The 17,243-nt window shown below is 59.1% G+C and carries 25 protein-coding genes; all 25 read left to right on the top strand.

Annotated elements, in window-relative coordinates; translation table 11 throughout:
- Nucleotides 1–44 precede the first annotated feature (44 nt).
- The 25 genes from B9Z52_RS05525 to tatC all read left to right on the top strand — a co-directional run bounded on the left by B9Z52_RS05525 (nt 45) and on the right by tatC (nt 17,231).
- Nucleotides 45–866 carry an ABC transporter ATP-binding protein gene (locus tag B9Z52_RS05525; protein ID WP_108412841.1) on the top strand — a complete coding sequence of 274 codons (822 nt, stop codon included), beginning with the start codon at nt 45–47 and terminating at the stop codon, nt 864–866.
- Nucleotides 857–1,642, top strand: coding sequence for a lipid asymmetry maintenance ABC transporter permease subunit MlaE (gene mlaE / locus B9Z52_RS05520; protein WP_108412840.1), 786 nt, complete (start codon nt 857–859; stop codon nt 1,640–1,642). The genes B9Z52_RS05525 and mlaE overlap by 10 nt, the downstream gene beginning before the upstream one ends.
- 10 nt (nt 1,643–1,652) lie before the next feature.
- Nucleotides 1,653–2,132, top strand: a complete 480-nt coding sequence (gene mlaD / locus B9Z52_RS05515) for an outer membrane lipid asymmetry maintenance protein MlaD (RefSeq protein ID WP_108412839.1) — start codon at nt 1,653–1,655, stop codon at nt 2,130–2,132.
- Nucleotides 2,129–2,860 (top strand): VacJ family lipoprotein, encoded by a 732-nt coding sequence (locus tag B9Z52_RS05510; RefSeq protein WP_108412838.1) that lies wholly within the window; start codon nt 2,129–2,131, stop codon nt 2,858–2,860. The genes mlaD and B9Z52_RS05510 overlap by 4 nt, the downstream gene beginning before the upstream one ends.
- 62 nt (nt 2,861–2,922) lie before the next feature.
- Nucleotides 2,923–3,579: a phospholipid-binding protein MlaC gene (locus B9Z52_RS05505; RefSeq protein WP_108412837.1), complete on the top strand. Its 657-nt coding sequence runs from the start codon at nt 2,923–2,925 to the stop codon at nt 3,577–3,579.
- Nucleotides 3,580–3,602: 23 nt separating this feature from the next.
- Nucleotides 3,603–3,890 (top strand): lipid asymmetry maintenance protein MlaB, encoded by a 288-nt coding sequence (locus tag B9Z52_RS05500; RefSeq protein ID WP_108413001.1) that lies wholly within the window; start codon nt 3,603–3,605, stop codon nt 3,888–3,890.
- A gap of 93 nt (nt 3,891–3,983) precedes the next feature.
- A complete protein-coding gene (locus B9Z52_RS05495) occupies nt 3,984–4,913 on the top strand; it encodes an ABC transporter ATP-binding protein (RefSeq protein WP_108412836.1) in 930 nt (309 codons plus the stop codon).
- Nucleotides 4,910–5,665, top strand: coding sequence for an ABC transporter permease (locus tag B9Z52_RS05490; protein WP_108412835.1), 756 nt, complete (start codon nt 4,910–4,912; stop codon nt 5,663–5,665). Before B9Z52_RS05495 ends, B9Z52_RS05490 begins: the two co-directional genes overlap by 4 nt.
- A gap of 4 nt (nt 5,666–5,669) precedes the next feature.
- A complete protein-coding gene (locus tag B9Z52_RS05485) occupies nt 5,670–5,912 on the top strand; it encodes a BolA family protein (protein ID WP_108412834.1) in 243 nt (80 codons plus the stop codon).
- A 34-nt stretch (nt 5,913–5,946) separates the two neighbouring features.
- Nucleotides 5,947–7,212, top strand: coding sequence for a UDP-N-acetylglucosamine 1-carboxyvinyltransferase (murA, locus tag B9Z52_RS05480; RefSeq protein ID WP_108412833.1), 1,266 nt, complete (start codon nt 5,947–5,949; stop codon nt 7,210–7,212).
- Nucleotides 7,209–7,850, top strand: a complete 642-nt coding sequence (hisG, locus tag B9Z52_RS05475) for an ATP phosphoribosyltransferase (protein WP_108412832.1) — start codon at nt 7,209–7,211, stop codon at nt 7,848–7,850. Before murA ends, hisG begins: the two co-directional genes overlap by 4 nt.
- Nucleotides 7,851–7,855: 5 nt before the next feature.
- Entirely contained in the window at nt 7,856–9,208 is a 1,353-nt protein-coding gene (gene hisD, locus B9Z52_RS05470) for a histidinol dehydrogenase (protein WP_108412831.1), read from the top strand.
- Entirely contained in the window at nt 9,205–10,290 is a 1,086-nt protein-coding gene (hisC, locus tag B9Z52_RS05465) for a histidinol-phosphate transaminase (protein ID WP_108412830.1), read from the top strand. The genes hisD and hisC overlap by 4 nt, the downstream gene beginning before the upstream one ends.
- On the top strand, nt 10,287–10,889 hold the full coding sequence (gene hisB, locus B9Z52_RS05460; protein WP_108412829.1) for an imidazoleglycerol-phosphate dehydratase HisB: 603 nt from the start codon (nt 10,287–10,289) through the stop codon (nt 10,887–10,889). Before hisC ends, hisB begins: the two co-directional genes overlap by 4 nt.
- Nucleotide 10,890: 1 nt before the next feature.
- Complete coding sequence (gene hisH / locus B9Z52_RS05455; protein WP_108412828.1) at nt 10,891–11,547, top strand: imidazole glycerol phosphate synthase subunit HisH; 657 nt, start codon at nt 10,891–10,893, stop codon at nt 11,545–11,547.
- 44 nt (nt 11,548–11,591) lie between these two features.
- On the top strand, nt 11,592–12,332 hold the full coding sequence (hisA, locus tag B9Z52_RS05450; RefSeq protein ID WP_108412827.1) for a 1-(5-phosphoribosyl)-5-[(5-phosphoribosylamino)methylideneamino]imidazole-4-carboxamide isomerase: 741 nt from the start codon (nt 11,592–11,594) through the stop codon (nt 12,330–12,332).
- 2 nt (nt 12,333–12,334) lie between these two features.
- Nucleotides 12,335–13,183 (top strand): D-hexose-6-phosphate mutarotase, encoded by an 849-nt coding sequence (locus B9Z52_RS05445; RefSeq protein ID WP_108412826.1) that lies wholly within the window; start codon nt 12,335–12,337, stop codon nt 13,181–13,183.
- A gap of 68 nt (nt 13,184–13,251) precedes the next feature.
- Nucleotides 13,252–14,052, top strand: coding sequence for an imidazole glycerol phosphate synthase subunit HisF (hisF, locus tag B9Z52_RS05440; RefSeq protein ID WP_108412825.1), 801 nt, complete (start codon nt 13,252–13,254; stop codon nt 14,050–14,052).
- Nucleotides 14,053–14,060: 8 nt separating this feature from the next.
- Nucleotides 14,061–14,450 carry a phosphoribosyl-AMP cyclohydrolase gene (gene hisI, locus B9Z52_RS05435; RefSeq protein WP_108413000.1) on the top strand — a complete coding sequence of 130 codons (390 nt, stop codon included), beginning with the start codon at nt 14,061–14,063 and terminating at the stop codon, nt 14,448–14,450.
- Between the two features lie 3 nt (nt 14,451–14,453).
- On the top strand, nt 14,454–14,828 hold the full coding sequence (locus tag B9Z52_RS05430) for a phosphoribosyl-ATP diphosphatase (RefSeq protein ID WP_108412824.1): 375 nt from the start codon (nt 14,454–14,456) through the stop codon (nt 14,826–14,828).
- Nucleotides 14,829–14,837: 9 nt separating this feature from the next.
- Nucleotides 14,838–15,200 (top strand): hypothetical protein, encoded by a 363-nt coding sequence (locus B9Z52_RS05425; RefSeq protein ID WP_108412823.1) that lies wholly within the window; start codon nt 14,838–14,840, stop codon nt 15,198–15,200.
- Nucleotides 15,201–15,219: 19 nt separating this feature from the next.
- Nucleotides 15,220–15,576 (top strand): histidine triad nucleotide-binding protein, encoded by a 357-nt coding sequence (locus tag B9Z52_RS05420; RefSeq protein ID WP_108412822.1) that lies wholly within the window; start codon nt 15,220–15,222, stop codon nt 15,574–15,576.
- Between the two features lie 96 nt (nt 15,577–15,672).
- Nucleotides 15,673–15,903 (top strand): Sec-independent protein translocase subunit TatA, encoded by a 231-nt coding sequence (gene tatA, locus B9Z52_RS05415; RefSeq protein ID WP_108412821.1) that lies wholly within the window; start codon nt 15,673–15,675, stop codon nt 15,901–15,903.
- A 26-nt stretch (nt 15,904–15,929) separates the two neighbouring features.
- Complete coding sequence (gene tatB / locus B9Z52_RS05410; RefSeq protein ID WP_108412820.1) at nt 15,930–16,403, top strand: Sec-independent protein translocase protein TatB; 474 nt, start codon at nt 15,930–15,932, stop codon at nt 16,401–16,403.
- A 42-nt stretch (nt 16,404–16,445) separates the two neighbouring features.
- On the top strand, nt 16,446–17,231 hold the full coding sequence (gene tatC / locus B9Z52_RS05405; protein ID WP_108412819.1) for a twin-arginine translocase subunit TatC: 786 nt from the start codon (nt 16,446–16,448) through the stop codon (nt 17,229–17,231).
- The last annotated feature ends 12 nt before the right edge of the window (nt 17,232–17,243 follow it).

Here is a 17,243-nt window from a genome sequence, read left to right as displayed (position 1 = left end):
CTCTAAGATCGCAAGAGCCGGTTTTCCCGGCTCTTGTTTTTTTCATGAATACGTCCACTCCATCCACCCTTGTTGAACTGCGTGACCTGAGCTTTGGCTACGGGGATCGGCTGATTTTGAAAAATCTCAGTTTCAAGATCCCGCGTGGCCAAGTCACGGCCCTGATGGGCGTATCCGGGGGCGGCAAGACCACCGTGCTTCGCCTCATCGGTGGGCAAATCCGGGCGCAGCAGGGGCAAATGCTGTTGGATGGCCAGGATGTGGGCCGCATGCAGCAAACCGAGCTGTACGTCGCACGTCGCCGCATGGGCATGCTGTTCCAGTTTGGTGCTTTGTTCACCGACATGAGTGTTTTTGACAACGTGGCTTTCCCCTTGCGGGAACACACGGCTTTGTCGGAGGACCTGATCCGCGACATCGTGCTCATGAAGCTCGATGCGGTGGGTTTGCGTGGTGCACGGGATCTGAAGCCGTCCGAAATTTCGGGTGGCATGAGCCGCCGGGTGGCCTTGGCCCGTGCGATTGCGCTCGACCCTGACTTGATCATGTACGACGAGCCCTTTGCGGGCCTGGATCCGATTTCCTTGGGCACAGCGGCACGTTTGATTCGCCGCCTGAACGACAGCTTGGGCATCACCAGTGTGATCGTCTCGCACGATGTGACCGAAACCTTCGAGATCGCCGACCATGTGGTGATCCTGGCCAATGGCGGCCTGGCCGCGCAAGGCACGCCTGCCGAATTGCGTGCGAGCACCGACCCCCTGATCCACCAGTTTGTGCATGCGCTGAGCGATGGGCCTGTGCCCTTCCACTACCCCGCGCCCACGGCGGACGAGGACTACGACCGGAGGTCTGCATGGGTGTGATCCAGTTGCTGGGCGCATTGGGCGCAGCCACCCGTGAGACCTTGGCCGATTGGGGCTTTGGCGCCCGTTTGTTTCTCAAGCTGCTCAAGATGTCGGGTTCCGCACTGAGGCGTTTTGCTCTGGTGCGCGATCAGGTGCATTTCTTGGGCAATTATTCGCTGGCCATCATCACAGTTTCGGGCCTGTTTGTTGGTTTTGTGCTGAGCTTGCAGGGTTACTACACCTTGCAACGCTATGGTTCGGCTGAGGCCTTGGGCTTGCTTGTCGCACTCAGCCTGGTGCGTGAGTTGGGGCCGGTGGTGGCGGCGCTTTTGTATGCAGGTCGTGCCGGGGCGTCGCTCACGGCCGAGATTGGTCTCATGCGTGCAGGTGAACAGCTCACGGCTTTGGAAATGATGGCCGTGGATCCGGTTCAACGCATTTTGGCACCGCGCTTTATCGGGGGCGTGATTGCTCTGCCTTTGCTCACGGCTGTGTTCAGCGCGGTCGGTATTTTCGGTGGCTATGTGGTGGGTGTGCTGCTCATCGGCGTCGATGCGGGCTCGTTCTGGAGCCAGATGCAAGGCGGTGTGGATGTGTTCAAGGATGTCGGTAACGGCATCATCAAAAGCATCGTATTTGGTGTGGCCGTGACTTTCATCGCCTTATTGCAAGGGTATGTGGCCAAGCCCACCCCCGAGGGTGTGGCCGGCGCCACCACCCGCAGTGTGGTGGTTTCTTCTTTGTCGGTTTTGGCTCTGGACTTCATCCTCACCGCGATGATGTTCAGCATTTGAGGAGGACGACATGCAGCGTTCAAAAAATGATATCTGGGTAGGTTTTTTCGTATTGCTCGGCGCTGTGGCTGTGCTGTTTCTGGCGCTCAAGTCGGCCAATTTGCTCAGCTTGAACTTCCGCTCGGATTACGAAGTCACAGCCAAGTTCGACAACATCGGTGGCCTCAAACCCGGCGCAGCCGTGAAAAGCGCAGGGGTTGTGGTCGGGCGCGTTAAAACCATTGCCTTCGATGGCGAGTCTTTTCAGGCCAAAGTCACGCTGGCTTTGCAATCGCAAAACCAATTTCCTCAAGACAGCTCGCTCAAGATCCTGACCAGCGGACTGTTGGGGGAGCAATACCTGGACATCGCGCCTGGCGCAGATGAGAAGAACCTGGTGGCAGGCGACAAAATCGGCTCGACCCAATCGGCGGTGATTCTGGAAAACCTGATCAGTCAGTTCCTTTACAGCCAAGCAGAAAAACCCAAAGCTGAGGGTGGCAAACCATGAGCCGCTATACCATGCGCTGGCTTGCGTGCGCTGCTGCCGTTGCCTTGTTGTTCTTACAGGGCTGTGCCAGTGTGAAAAGTGCCGATGCACGCGATCCCTGGGAATCGATGAATCGGAGCATCTACAACTTCAACGATGCGGTGGACACGGTGGCCATCAAGCCGGTCACACAAGCCTATGTGAATGTGGTGCCCAGTTTTGTTCGAACCGGGCTGCACAATGTGGTGAGCAATTTAGGGGATGTCTGGTCCATGGCCAACAGCGCCCTGCAGCTCAAGGGCCAGCATGCGGCAGAGAGTTTCATGCGCGTGGCGGTGAACACTGTGTTTGGCCTGGGTGGCGTGCTCGATATTGCGACAGAAATGCGCATTGAGCGGCACAAGGAAGACTTTGGTCAAACCTTGGGTTACTGGGGCGTCAAGCCGGGGCCGTATGTGGTGTTGCCCATTCTGGGGCCTTCCACCTTGCGTGACGGCCTGACATTTCCGGTGGATTACCAAGGCGATATCACCCACCGCTTGAGCGATCAAGCCACGCGCAACAGTCTGACCGCCGTTCGCATCGTGGACGTGCGTGCTAATTTGCTCAAAACCGTGGACACGGTCAAAGAAGCCTCCCTCGATCCTTACTCGTTTGTTCGCGATGCGTATCTGCAAAAGCGTGAAAACGATGTGTATGACGGCAACCCGCCGTCCAGTTTTGATTACAGCGATATCGATACGCAGTGAGAGCACTTAGCCTCGTTACAGTTGCTCACAAGCGCTTGCTCAATCGCCTTTATAGTTTCCGCATGAAGAATTCAATCCCCCTCTTTTCATTGAACCGTCGCCAGATTTTGGGGGCGGCTTTTGCATCGGCTGTCTTGTCATCTTCAGGCACCGTTTGGGCCGCTGATGAGGCCCCAGAAGCGTTCATCAAACGCATCACCAATGAAACGCTGGACATCATCAAGGCTGATAAGACCCTGCGCAACGGCGATGTGAACAAATTGACCCAGCTGGTCGATGACAAGCTCATGCTGCATGTCAATTTCCGCCGCATGACGTCTTTGGCGACAGGCCCGTCTTGGCGCAAAGCCACACCAGAACAGCAAAAGCGCTTGCAAGATGAATTCAAGATCTTGCTGGTCCGCACCTACGCCGGAGCCTTGGGTCAAGTCAGCGATCAGGTGGTTGTGGTCAAGCCCTTGCGCTCTGGACAGGAAGACAAGAACCTGGTGGTCAACACCGAGGTGCGCGGTAAGGGCGACCCGATCCAGCTCGACTACCGACTTGAAAAAACACCCGGCGAAGGCGCTGGTTGGATGATTTTTGATCTGAATGTTTTGGGGGTCTGGTTGATCGAAAACTACCGCACGCAGTTCACCAAGGAAATCAATGCTGGGGGCATTGATGCGCTGATCGCCAGTTTGGTGGCGCGCAACAAGTCCAACGCCCGCAATTCTTGATGGCCCACGCCGGAGTCGAGACCATGAATGCTTTGAAGTTGCCACCCAGTCTGATGCATGATCAGGCCGATGCTTGTTTGTCGCAATGGATCCGTCAGCTTCAATCGCAGGCGACTGCGGCTCAGCCGGAGCCGGTGTTGGTCGATGCTTCTGCGCTCAGCGACTTTGACTCGTCGGCGCTGGCTGTATTGTTGGGTTTGCGGCGTGTGGCCAAAGCCCAGGGCCGTTCGGTCTTGGTTCAGGGTATGTCGGCCCGTTTGAGCGAATTGGCCACTTTGTACGGCGTGCTCGACCTTTTGCAGCCCGCCTGAGCTTGTTTTGGGGTCAAATCCCCTCTCTTTTTGCTTTGTTCCGGGGCATGGAGCAGCCTTAACGTGGGCCAGCACTTAAAATAAAACCCTCCCATGTCTGCGCTCTCATTCCAAACCGTCTCGAAAACCTACCCTGCCAAACAGGCGGGCGCTGCTGCATTTCGTGCGCTCGATCAGGTCAGTTTTGAAGTTGAGGAGGGCGAATTCTTTGGTTTGCTGGGCCCCAATGGCGCAGGCAAAACCACCTTGATCAGCATCCTGGCGGGCTTGACCCGTGCAAGCCAAGGGCAGGTTTTGGTGCATGGCCAAAATGTGCAAGGCGATTACGCAGCTGCACGCCGCTTGTTGGGCGTGGTCCCGCAAGAGCTGGTGTTTGACCCTTTTTTCACCGTCCGTGAATCGTTGAGAATTCAATCGGGTTATTTCGGCGTCAAGAACAACGATGCTTGGATTGACGAGCTGCTCGATAGCCTGGGTCTGACCGACAAAGCCCATGCCAACATGCGCCAGCTCTCGGGCGGCATGAAGCGGCGTGTGCTGGTAGCCCAGGCCTTGGTGCACAAGCCGCGTGTGATTGTTCTGGACGAGCCCACGGCGGGTGTGGATGTTGAACTGCGTCAAACACTTTGGCAGTTCATTTCCAAACTCAACAAACAAGGCCACACCGTCTTGTTGACCACCCATTACCTCGAAGAGGCCGAGGCCTTGTGCGGCCGCATCGCCATGCTCAAGCGCGGCCAGATGGTGGCGCTTGAGAAAACATCGGTCTTGCTCAAATCCGCCACCAGCCAGGTGCTGCGCTTCAAGGTCGATGGCGAGTTGCCCACTGCGGTGGCAGCTGTGGCGCGTGTCACCGGTCGCGTCGTGCAAGTGCCTGTCAACAATGCGCTGGACATCGAGACGTGCCTGAACACGGTGCGATCAGCGGGTTTGGTGGCCGAGGACGTCGAGATTCGCCAGGCTGATCTGGAAGACGTGTTCCTCGAGGTGATGAGCCGCAGCCAGTCTGGAGGCAAGAAATGACCGGCTGGCAAACCCTGCTGTACAAAGAAGTCCTGCGCTTTTGGAAAGTCGCTTTTCAGACCATCGCAGCGCCCGTGCTCACCTCGGTGCTCTACATGCTGATCTTCGGTCATGTGCTAGAAGACCATGTCAAGGTGTATGACCATGTGGCCTACACCTCATTTCTCTTGCCTGGCCTGATCATGATGGGCGTGTTGCAAAACGCCTTTGCCAACAGCTCATCCAGTTTGGTGCAGAGCAAAATCATGGGCAGTCTGGTCTTTTTGCTCCTCACGCCCCTGTCGCACCGAAGTTGGTTTGTGGCCTACGTGGGCTCGTCCGTGGTGCGCGGCTTGGCGGTTGGCCTGGGCGTGTTGGTTATCACCGGCTGGATGGTTGACATCCATTTCATCTACCCCTTGTGGATTTTCGCTTTCGCATTCATGGGCGCTGCGCTGATGGGCTCTTTGGGTGTGATCGCCGGTCTGTGGGCCGAAAAGTTCGACCAGATGGCCGCCTTTCAGAACTTCATCATCATGCCCATGACCTTCCTGTCCGGCGTGTTTTATTCCATCCATTCACTGCCCGCTTTCTGGCAACAGTTGAGCCATCTCAATCCGTTTTTTTACATGATCGACGGATTCCGTTATGGCTTTTTTGGCCAGAGCGATGTCTCCCCTTGGATCAGCCTGACCGTGGTGGGCACTGCCTTGGCCCTCGTCAGCAGCTTGACCCTTTACCTTTTGCGCACCGGCTACAAAATCCGGAGCTGAGCCCATGAACGCAGAGCAACTTCAAGCCATCATCGCAGCAGGCCTCGACTGTACACATTTGACGGTGGATGGCGATGGCCGCCACTGGAGCGCCGTGGTGGTGTCTGATGCCTTTACAGGCATGCGCCTCATTGCCCGCCACCAACGTGTGTACGCCACGCTGGGCCAGAAAATGCACACCGACGAGGTGCACGCCCTGTCCATGAAAACCTACACGCCCGCCGAATGGGCAGCGCAAGCCCGCTGACCCCTTCTGGCTTCAACGCAGACCGAACTGACCCATGGACAAACTGAAAATTCGCGGCGGCAAACGCCTGCAAGGTACGCTCGATGTGGCGGGAGCCAAAAACGCAGCCTTGCCTGAACTGTGCGCTGCGCTGCTGAGTGCCGAGCCTGTCACGCTGGCCAATGTGCCTCGTCTGCAAGACGTGTCCACCATGCTCAAGCTGATCCGCAACATGGGTGTGATGGCCGAGCACCACGAAGACGGCCGCGTCACGCTGGATGCGGGTGGCCTGAACAACCCCGAAGCGCCGTACGAGTTGGTGAAAACCATGCGCGCCTCGGTGTTGGCGCTGGGCCCTTTGCTGGCCCGCTTTGGCCACGCCAAGGTGTCATTGCCTGGCGGTTGCGCCATTGGTTCGCGCCCGGTGGATCAGCACATCAAGGGCTTGCAGTCCATGGGTGCCGAGATCACGGTCGAACACGGTTACATGCTGGCCAGTTTGCCCGCGGGTCGCACACGCCTCAAAGGTGCGCACATCACGACCGACATGGTGACGGTGACGGGCACTGAAAACTTCATGATGGCCGCAGCTTTGGCCGAAGGCGAGACAGTGCTTGAAAACGCCGCCCAAGAGCCTGAGATTGGTGATTTGGCCGAGATGCTCATCAAGATGGGAGCCAAGATCGAAGGTCACGGCACGCGTCGCATTCGCATTCAGGGTGTGGAGCGCTTGCATGGTTGCGAACACCAAGTGGTGGCCGACCGCATCGAGGCGGGCACCTTTTTGTGTGCAGTGGCTGCCACAGGCGGCGACGTGGTGCTGCGCCACGGCCGCGCAGACCATCTGGAAGTCGTCATCGAAAAACTGCGCGAGGCCGGAGCCACCATCGAGGCGGGCGAAGGTTTCATCCGTGTTCAATCCGAAGGTCGCCTGAAGGCCCAGAGCTTTCGCACCACCGAATACCCTGGTTTTCCGACCGACATGCAGGCCCAGTTCATGGCGCTCAACTGCATCTCGCAAGGTGCGAGCAAAGTGACCGAAACCATTTTTGAAAACCGCTTCATGCACGTCAACGAACTGGTGCGCCTGGGCGCGCACATCCAGATCGACGGCAAGGTGTCGGTGATCGAAGGCGTGGAAAAACTCTCGGGCGCAACGGTCATGGCTACGGACTTGCGGGCTTCGGCCAGCCTGGTGATTGCAGGTTTGGTGGCCGAGGGTGAAACCACGGTCGAACGCATTTACCACTTGGACCGCGGTTACGACCGCATGGAAGCCAAACTCCGCGCCGTGGGCGCCGACATCGAAAGAGTGAAATGATCACGCTGGCCCTGTCCAAAGGACGCATCTTTGACGAAACCTTGCCGTTGCTCAAAGCCGCTGGCATTGAGGTGCTCGAAGACCCCGAAAAATCCCGCAAGCTGATCTTGCCCACCAACCAGCCCAACGTGCGCGTGGTGCTGGTGCGTGCCAGTGACGTGCCCACCTATGTGGAATACGGCGGTGCCGATCTGGGCGTGACGGGCCTGGACACGCTGATCGAGCACGGTGGTCAAGGTTTGTACCAGCCGCTGGACCTGAACATCGCCAAATGCCGCATGAGCGTGGCGGTGCGTGCCGATTACGACTACGTCAGTGCGGTGCGCACTGGCTCGCGCCTGAAAGTGGCCACCAAATACACATCAATAGCGCGTGACTTTTTTGCCACCAAGGGTGTGCACGTGGACATGATCAAGCTGTACGGCAGCATGGAATTGGCACCCCTCACGGGCTTGGCCGATGCCATCGTCGACCTGGTGTCGACAGGCAACACCCTCAAGGCCAACCATTTGGTTGAAGTCGAACGCATCATGGACATCAGCTCGCGCCTGGTCGTGAATCAGGCCGCGCTCAAGCTCAAACAAGCGCCTATCCGCGCCATCATCGACGCCTTTGCCGGTGCGGTGAAGAAAGACTGAACGCCATGGACACGTTGGGCTTGCAGGCCAAACCCTCGCAACTGAAGACGGCAGACGCCGGTTTTGAAGCGGCCTTCGCGGCGCGCCTGCATTGGTCTGCCGACACCGATGCCGCCATCGAGCAGCGCGTGTCCGACATCCTGGCCGATGTGCAAAAACGTGGCGATGCCGCCGTGCTGGAATACACCCAGCGTTTTGATGGCCTGCAAGCCGCCGACGTGAAGGCGCTGGAGATCACCCAAGCCGAACTCCAAGCCGCTCTGGACAGCCTGCCCGCTGCGCAGCGTGAAGCCCTGCAGGCCGCCGCCGCCCGTGTGCGCCGATACCACGAAGCCCAAAAGAAAGCGTCTGGCGAGAGCTGGAGCTACCGCGACGAAGACGGCACGCTGTTGGGCCAAAAAGTCACGCCGCTTGACCGCGTGGGCATCTATGTGCCCGGTGGCAAAGCCGCATACCCTTCGTCGGTGTTGATGAACGCTATCCCAGCGCATGTGGCTGGGGTGCAGGAGATCATCATGGTGGTGCCTACGCCTCAAGGCGTGCGCAACCCGCTGGTGCTTGCCGCCGCCTGTGTGGCCGGCGTGAGCCGTGCTTTCACCGTGGGCGGTGCGCAGGCCGTGGCTGCCTTGGCTTATGGCACCGCCACCATCCCTAAGGTGGACAAGATCACCGGCCCCGGCAACGCCTATGTGGCCAGCGCCAAAAAGCGTGTGTTCGGCACCGTGGGCATCGACATGATTGCGGGCCCCAGCGAAATTCTGGTCTTGGCCGATGGCAGTACGCCCGCCGAATGGGTGGCGATGGACCTGTTCAGCCAGGCCGAGCACGACGAACTGGCGCAAAGCATTTTGTTGTGCCCCGATGCGGTCTACATCGCCGAGGTGCAAGCCGCGATTGACCGCCTGCTGCCCGAGATGCCCCGCCGCGAGATCATCGCCAAGAGCTTGAATGACCGGGGTGCGCTGATTCTCACACGCAGCATGGAAGAAGCCTGCGCCATCAGCAACCGCATCGCGCCTGAGCACCTCGAAGTCTCCAGCCACGACCCGCACCGCTGGGAGCCGCTGCTGCGCCATGCGGGCGCGATCTTTTTGGGTGCCTTCACCAGCGAGTCGCTCGGCGACTATTGCGCTGGCCCCAACCACGTTTTGCCCACCAGCGGCACGGCGCGTTTCTCCTCGCCCCTGGGTGTGTACGATTTCCAAAAACGCAGCAGCCTGATCGAAGTGAGCGAAACCGGAGCGCAGCCCTTGGGCCGCATCGCTGCCGAGCTGGCTTATGGTGAAGGCCTGCAAGCGCACGCCCGTGCCGCCGAGTTGCGTTTGAACCCTGTGCCCCCGATGCGAGATCCCCAATGAGCCACGTCAGTCCCCAACTCATGCAACGCATCCGCCAGGACGTGCAGTCCATGCACGCCTACGCCATCCAGGATTCGGCGGGCATGGTCAAGCTCGATGCGATGGAGAACCCGCACCGTTTGCCTGCTGATTTGCAAAAAGCTTTGGGCGAACGCTTGGGCGCTTTGGCGCTCAACCGCTACCCCGGCGAGCGCGTGAACGAACTGCGCCATGCGCTGGCAAGTTACGCAGGCATGCCCGAAGGCTTTGACATCATGCTGGGCAACGGCTCGGACGAGTTGATCTCTTTGCTGGCCATGGCATGCGACGTCCCTGGCGCGTCCATCCTGTCGCCTTTGCCGGGCTTCGTGATGTACGCCATGAGCGCCCAGCTGCAAGGCTTGGCCTTCCACGGTGTGCCGCTCACGGCCGACTTTGAACTCGATGAAGCCGCCATGCTGGCCGCTATTGCCGAGCACAAACCGTCCATCGTCTACCTGTCTTACCCCAACAACCCCACGGGCAACCTGTGGAATGACGAGACGATCGAGAAGATCGTGCTGGCCCAGGGCGCACAAGGCGGCTTGGTGGTCATGGACGAGGCTTACCAGCCCTTTGCCAACAAGAGCTACATGGACCGCATCACACGCCACTCGCATGTGCTCTTGATGCGCACGCTGTCCAAGTTTGGCTTGGCCGGTGTGCGTCTCGGCTACATGATCGGCCCCAAAGCTTTGGTGGCCGAGATCGACAAAGTGCGCCCGCCTTACAACATCAGCGTGCTCAATGCCGAGTGCGCTTTGTTTGCGCTGGAGCATGCCGAGGTGTTTGCAGCCCAGGCCAAAGACCTGCGCGAGCAGCGCACCCGTTTGCTGAAAGAACTGGCCGCCTTGCCCGGTGTGACGCCGTTCCCGAGCGAGGCCAACATGATCTTGGCCCGCGTGCCCGATGCGGCCAAAACCTTTGACGGCCTGAAGGCCCATGGCGTGCTGATCAAGAACGTTTCTAAAATGCACCCATTGTTGGCCAACTGCTTGCGCCTGACCGTGGGCACCGCCGCAGAAAACGACCAACTCCTCGCCGCCTTGAAAGCCTCCTTATGAACCTCACTGCTGACCGTACAGCCAATGTGACCCGCAAGACGGCAGAGACCAACATCCGCGTCGCCCTCAACCTGGACGGCACGGGCCAGGCCAAGCTGGCCAGTGGCATTGGTTTTCTGGACCACATGCTGGACCAGATTGCGCGCCACGGCTTGATCGACCTCGACATCGCTTGCGAAGGCGACTTGCACATCGACGGCCACCACACCGTGGAAGACATCGGCATCACCTTGGGCCAAGCGTTTGCGCAAGCCATTGGCGACAAAAAAGGCATCCGCCGTTATGGCCATGCTTACGTGCCGCTCGACGAAGCCTTGAGCCGCGTGGTGGTGGACTTCTCTGGTCGGCCCGGTCTGCACATGGAGGTGAAGTTCACCTCCGGCTCATTGGGCTCACTCGACACCCAGTTGATTTACGAATTTTTTCAGGGCTTTGTGAACCACGCCCTGTGCACACTGCATATCGACAACCTCAAAGGTGTCAACGCACACCACCAGTGCGAGACCATCTTCAAGGCCTTTGCACGGGCTGTTCGTGCCGCGCTCGAATTCGATCCCCGCTCGGCCGGTGTGATCCCTTCCACCAAAGGCAGCCTCTGACATGAGCACCAACCGCGTTGCTGTCGTCGATTACGGCATGGGCAACCTGCGCTCGGTGGCGCAGGCGGTGATCCATGCCGCATCGAGCGTCGATCACGCCGAGGTCACGGTCACCTCTGACCCGCAAGTCGTGCGCGACGCGCACCGCGTGGTCTTGCCAGGGCAGGGCGCCATGCCCGACTGCATGCGCGAGCTGCGCGAGTCGGGGTTGATGGAAGCCGTGCTCGAAGCCGCTGCCAGCAAGCCATTGTTTGGTGTGTGTGTGGGCATGCAAATGCTGCTGGACCACAGCGACGAAGGCGACACGCCGGGCCTGGGTTTGATCCCCGGCCGCGTGGTCAAGTTTGAGCTGGCCGGGCAGATACAGCCCGATGGCACCCGCTACAAAGTGCCGCAAATGGGCTGGAACCAAGTTTGGCACGCCACGCCTGCGCACCCGCTGTGGCACGGCATTGACGACGGCAGCTGGTACTATTTTGTGCACAGCTTTTATGCCCAAGTGGCCAACCCGGCGCACAGCGCGGCCGAAACCGATTACGGTGGCCGCTTTGCTTGCGCCATCGCCCGTGACAATATTTTTGCTACCCAGTTTCACCCCGAAAAAAGCGCGGCTCAGGGCCTGGCCTTGTTCCGCAATTTCCTCCACTGGCAGCCTTGAGTGGTTTTCACTGCCGTTTTCAACCCACCTGCATTTAACTCGCCATGATTCTGATCCCCGCCATTGACCTCAAAGACGGCCACTGCGTTCGCCTCAAGCAGGGCGATATGGACCAAGCCACGACCTTCGGTGAAGACCCCGCTGCCATGGCCCGTACCTGGCTCGAAAAAGGCGCACGCCGTTTGCACCTGGTGGATCTGAACGGCGCGTTTGCCGGCAAGCCGCAGAACTTCGGTGCCATCAAGTCCATCCTCAAGGCCATGGGCGACGACATCCCGGTGCAGTTGGGCGGCGGCATCCGCGATCTGGACACGATTGAAAAATACATCGACAGCGGCCTGCGCTACGTCATCATCGGCACCGCCGCCGTCAAGAACCCCGGCTTTTTGAAAGACGCCTGCACTGCATTTGGTGGCCACATCATCGTCGGCCTGGACGCCAAGGACGGCAAAGTGGCCACGGACGGCTGGAGCAAGCTCACCGGCCACGAAGTGGTGGACCTGGCCAAGAAGTTCGAAGACTGGGGCGTCGAGTCCATCATCTACACCGACATCGGCCGCGACGGCATGTTGAGTGGCATCAACATCGACGCCACCGTCAAGCTGGCGCAAGCGCTGACCATCCCCGTGATCGCCTCGGGTGGTCTGTCCAACATGGCCGACATTGAGCAATTGTGCGCGGTGGAAGACGAGGGTGTGGAGGGCGTGATCTGCGGTCGCGCCGTGTATTCGGGTGACCTGGACTTCGCCCTGGCGCAGCAACGTGCTGACGAATTGAACGGTTGAACATGAACACAGGTGCCTCATGCCGCGAGATCTCTTTTGCGGGGCTGCCTGCGACCGAGTTGCAGCTGCCTGGGGGTGACCGTGTGGTTGTGGCGCACCACGGTGCGCATGTGCTGTCCTGGGTGGCTGGTGGGCGTGAGCGCCTGTATTTGAGTCCGCAAAGCGTGATGGATGGTCATGCGGCCATCCGTGGCGGCATCCCGATCTGTTTTCCCCAATTCAACCAGCGTGGAGATTTGCCCAAGCACGGTTTTGCGCGCAACCTGGCGTGGACCGTGAAGCCTGCACGTCTGGAAGGCGACAAGGCACACATGGTGCTGGCGCTGAGTGACAGCGCATCGACGCGGCAGTGGTGGGATCAGGCCTTTGAAGCGCTTTTGTTGATTGAGTTGTCTGCCGACGCATTGCAGGTGGACCTCGCAGTGCGCAATACCGACAGCAAGCCGCTGAGTTTTACCGGGGCGCTGCACACTTATTTCGCGGTCAGCGATGTGGCGCAGGCACGGTTGTTCGGCCTGGGTGGTCAAGCCGAATGGGATGCGGTCAAGGATCGCCATGCCACTGCGGTGCCCGAGTTGCGTTTTCTGGGTGAGTTTGATCGCGTTTACTCTGCGGCTCCCATGGGCTATGAATTACAAGACGGTCCTCACACACTGTCGATTGAACAAGACATGGATTGGGCGCAGACCGTGGTCTGGAACCCGGGTGCCGCCAAATGCGCAGCGCTGGCCGACATGCCTGCCGACGGCTGGCAACACATGCTGTGCGTTGAAGCAGCGCAGGTGTATGAACCTGTCTGCATTGAACCGGGCGATTTCTGGCAAGGTGCACAGCGCCTGTCTGTGGTGTGACGTTCATGCCCTTGCTATCCGTGCTGCGCTGGCAGTGACGACATTCATCAAAACCGAAACCCATTTCCATGCTGGCCAAACGCATCATTCCCTGCCTTGACGTGACCGGTGGTCGCGTGGTCAAGGGCGTCAACTTTGTCGAACTGCGCGACGCCGGAGACCCGGTCGAAATCGCAGCCCGCTACAACGAGCAGGGCGCTGACGAACTCACATTCCTGGACATCACCGCCACCAGCGACGGGCGCGATGTGATCCTGCACATCATCGAAGCCGTGGCCAGCCAAGTATTCATTCCGCTGACCGTTGGCGGCGGTGTGCGCACGGTGGAAGACGTGCGCCGCCTGCTGAACGCTGGGGCTGACAAAACCAGCTTCAACTCGGCCGCGATTGCCAACCCGCAAGTCATCCGCGAAGCCTCTGCCAAATACGGTGCCCAGTGCATCGTGGTCGCCATCGACGCCAAGCGCCGTACCGCTGAAGACGAGCAGCGCATTGGTACCAACAGGCTGCCCATGGGCCCCGGCTGGGACGTGTACAGCCATGGTGGCCGCAAAAACGTGGGCCTGGACGCGGTGTCTTGGGCCACCCAAATGGCCGAGTACGGTGCAGGCGAAATCCTGCTGACCAGCATGGACCGCGACGGCACCAAAAGCGGCTTTGACCTGCCACTGACCCGCGCCGTGAGCGACGCAGTCAGCGTGCCCGTCATCGCCTCGGGTGGCGTGGGCAACCTCGACCATCTGGCCGACGGTGTGAGCATCGGCGGCGCCGATGCTGTGCTGGCCGCCAGCATCTTCCATTACGGTGAATACACCGTGCAACAAGCCAAGCAGCGCATGCGCGAGCGCGGCATTTCTGTCCGACTGTGAGCGCCACCATGAACTGGCTCAATCAAATCAAATGGGATGAACACGGCCTGGTGCCGGCCATTGCCCAAGAAGCATCGACGGGCGATGTGCTGATGTTCGCGTGGATGAACCGTGAAGCGCTGCAAAAAACCGCCGAGCTCAAGCGTGCCGTTTACTTCAGCCGCTCACGCAAAAAACTGTGGTTCAAGGGCGAGGATTCCGGCCATGTGCAGACCGTGCACGACATCCGCATCGATTGCGACAGCGATGTGGTGTTACTCAAGGTGACTCAGTTGGGGCATGAGCCCGGTATTGCCTGCCATACGGGTCGTCACAGCTGCTTCTTCCAGAGCCTGCAAGGCGAAGACTGGGTCCCGGCCGATCCCGTGCTCAAAGACCCTGAAACCATTTACAAATAAGCCATGACCACCAACACTTCTGACACGCTGGCGTGTTTGGCCGCCATCATCGAAAGCCGCAAAGCGGTCAACGGTGGCGACCCCGAAAAAAGCTATGTGGCGCGCTTGCTGCACAAAGGGCCGGATGCCTTTTTGAAGAAAATCGGCGAAGAAGCCACGGAAACCGTCATGGCCGCCAAGGATGTGGACCATGGTGGCAATGCCGCCAAGTTGGTTTATGAAGTGGCCGACCTGTGGTTCCACAGCATGATCGCGCTGGCGCACTATGGCCTGACGCCCGCGGATGTGGTCAATGAACTGGCCCGCCGCGAAGGCCTGAGCGGTTTGGAAGAAAAAGCCTTGCGTAAAGTGCAAGAGCGCGAGCGTCTGGGCGAGTAAGCTGCAGCCATGAGCACACCATCGTTCGACGACAACAACCTCACCGTCAGCTGGGTCAGCTACATCTTGCACTTGATTGTGGCGGTCAGCGCAGTCACACCGGGCGGGCAAATGGGTCCAGCCTTGCTGGTGGTGGCCTTGATCATCGACCTGGTCAAAAAAGGTGACGTCAGCGGTTGGGAGGCCACGCACTTCAGCTTCCGCATCCGCACGGTGCTCTGGGCTGCGGTGCTGTACCTGATCACTTTGCCCCTGTGGTTTTTCTTCGTGTTCCCAGGCTGGGTGGCTTGGGGGCTGATTTCCATCTGGTTTTTGTACCGGATTGTCCTGGGCATGGTGCGTCTGAATGCGCAACGCCCTGTGACCGAGTGATTCCGAAAGTGTGTGAACGATGAGCGATTCCAACTGTATTTTTTGCAAAATCATCGCGGGCCAGATCCCCTCGCGCAAAGTGCACGAAGACGAACATGTCTTCGCCTTCCATGACATTTCGCCCTGGGCGCCTGTGCATTTCCTGATCATTCCCAAGCTGCATGTGCCCTCGATGGCGCACTTGACGCCCGCGCATGAAGGTTTGATGGGGCACATGATGACGCTGGCGCCCAAGCTGGCGCTGCAAGAAGGCTGCAAGCCCTATCCGGACGGCGGCTTCCGGATCGTGCTCAACACCGGTGCCGAAGGCGGTCAGGAAGTCCACCATTTGCACATGCATGTGATGGGCGGTTCGCGCCCCTGGCTCAAGGGCTGAAGCTGTACTTCAGAAGTCAAATTCCTGGCCTGGACAAGGCCGTTCATCTTCGGGGCTTGTATCCCCTTAGAATCCACGCAACATTAGGAGAATTTCATGGGTTCCTTTTCCATTTGGCACTGGTTGATCGTCTTGCTGATCGTGGTCATGGTTTTCGGCACGAAGAAGCTGAAAAACATCGGTTCCGACTTGGGCGGTGCCGTCAAAGGCTTCAAAGATGGCATGAAAGAAGGCGGCTCTGCTGCTGACGACAAGGCTGCGACCCCTGTGGCAGCGCCTGCCGTCGAGAAGACCACCATCGATGTCGAAGCCAAGACCAAGTCTTGATCGCTTGAACCACCGAGCTTGTTGCTGTGCTTGACTTAGGCATTTCCAAAATGGCGCTGATCGGCGTGGTCGCGCTGGTCGTCATCGGCCCCGAAAAGCTGCCCCGTGTGGCGCGCACACTTGGGAACCTGATCGGCAAAGCCCAGCGCTACGTGGCCGACGTCAAAGCCGAGGTCAATCGCTCGATGGACCTCGAAGAGCTCAAGAAAATGAAGGAAACCATGGAGACCGCTGCCCGCGATGTCGAGCAGTCGGTTCAAACCACGGCTTCCGAATTTGAAAAAGACTGGGCCGAGACCACGGCGGGCATGACCGGCATGACGACCAGCTCGTCTACTTGGGAGCCCAGCCCCCCCAGCTACAAACACCCGGACAAAAATTGGCGCCTCAAACGCGGTGCCACCCCGCAGTGGTACAAAGCCCGTGCAGGTGTGCGGACCAAGGCCTTGTCGGGCGCTGCCCGTGTGGCGCGTTACCGACCCAAGTCACTCAACTCTTGATGGTTGAGCGCTGATCGCGCTGGCTGTTCAACCAATTTCCTTATGTCCGATTCCAACTCCCCAGACGAACTCGCAGGAACCGAGCAGCCTTTTGTTGCCCATCTGATCGAGTTGCGCGATCGTTTGATCCGTGCGGTGGCGGCCATTGGCATTGCTGCGATGGTCTTGGCGGTGTTTCCAGGCCCCGGCGAGCTGTACGACATCCTGGCGCAGCCCCTGGTAGCCCACTTGCCCAAAGGGGCGACCTTGATCGCCACTTCGGTGATCTCTCCGTTCATGGTGCCCCTGAAGATCATGTTGATGGCCGCTTTTTTGCTGGCCTTGCCGGTGGTGCTTTACCAGGTGTGGGCATTTGTGGCGCCGGGTCTGTATGCCCACGAAAAAAAGTTGGTTCTCCCTTTGGTGGTTTCCAGCACACTCTTGTTTTTGATCGGTGTTGCGTTTTGCTATTTCTTCGTCTTTGGACAAGTCTTTGCATTTATCCAGGGCTTTGCCCCCAAGAGCATCACCGCAGCACCTGACATTGAGGCTTATTTGAGTTTTGTGCTCACCATGTTCCTGGCCTTTGGCCTGGCCTTTGAGGTGCCTGTGGCCGTGGTGGTCTTGGCCCGCATGGGCGTGGTCACTGTGCAAAAGCTCAAGGACTTCCGGGGCTATTTTGTGGTGCTGGCTTTTGTGATCGCCGCCGTGGTCACACCGCCCGATGTGGTTTCTCAGCTGGCACTGGCCATTCCCATGTGTCTGTTGTACGAACTGGGCATTTGGGCGGCGCAGATTTTCATCAAGCACACCCAGGCACCCGAAGAAGCTGAAGAAGCTGAAGCTTGATCTGAGCAGAGG

Origin of the sequence: Limnohabitans sp. Jir72 (assembly GCF_003063575.1) — a bacterium.
Classification (GTDB): Bacteria; Pseudomonadota; Gammaproteobacteria; order Burkholderiales; family Burkholderiaceae_C; genus Limnohabitans_A.
The sequence above is the reverse complement of the archived record's forward strand: the minus strand, read 5'-3'. Positions and strand labels throughout refer to the sequence as shown.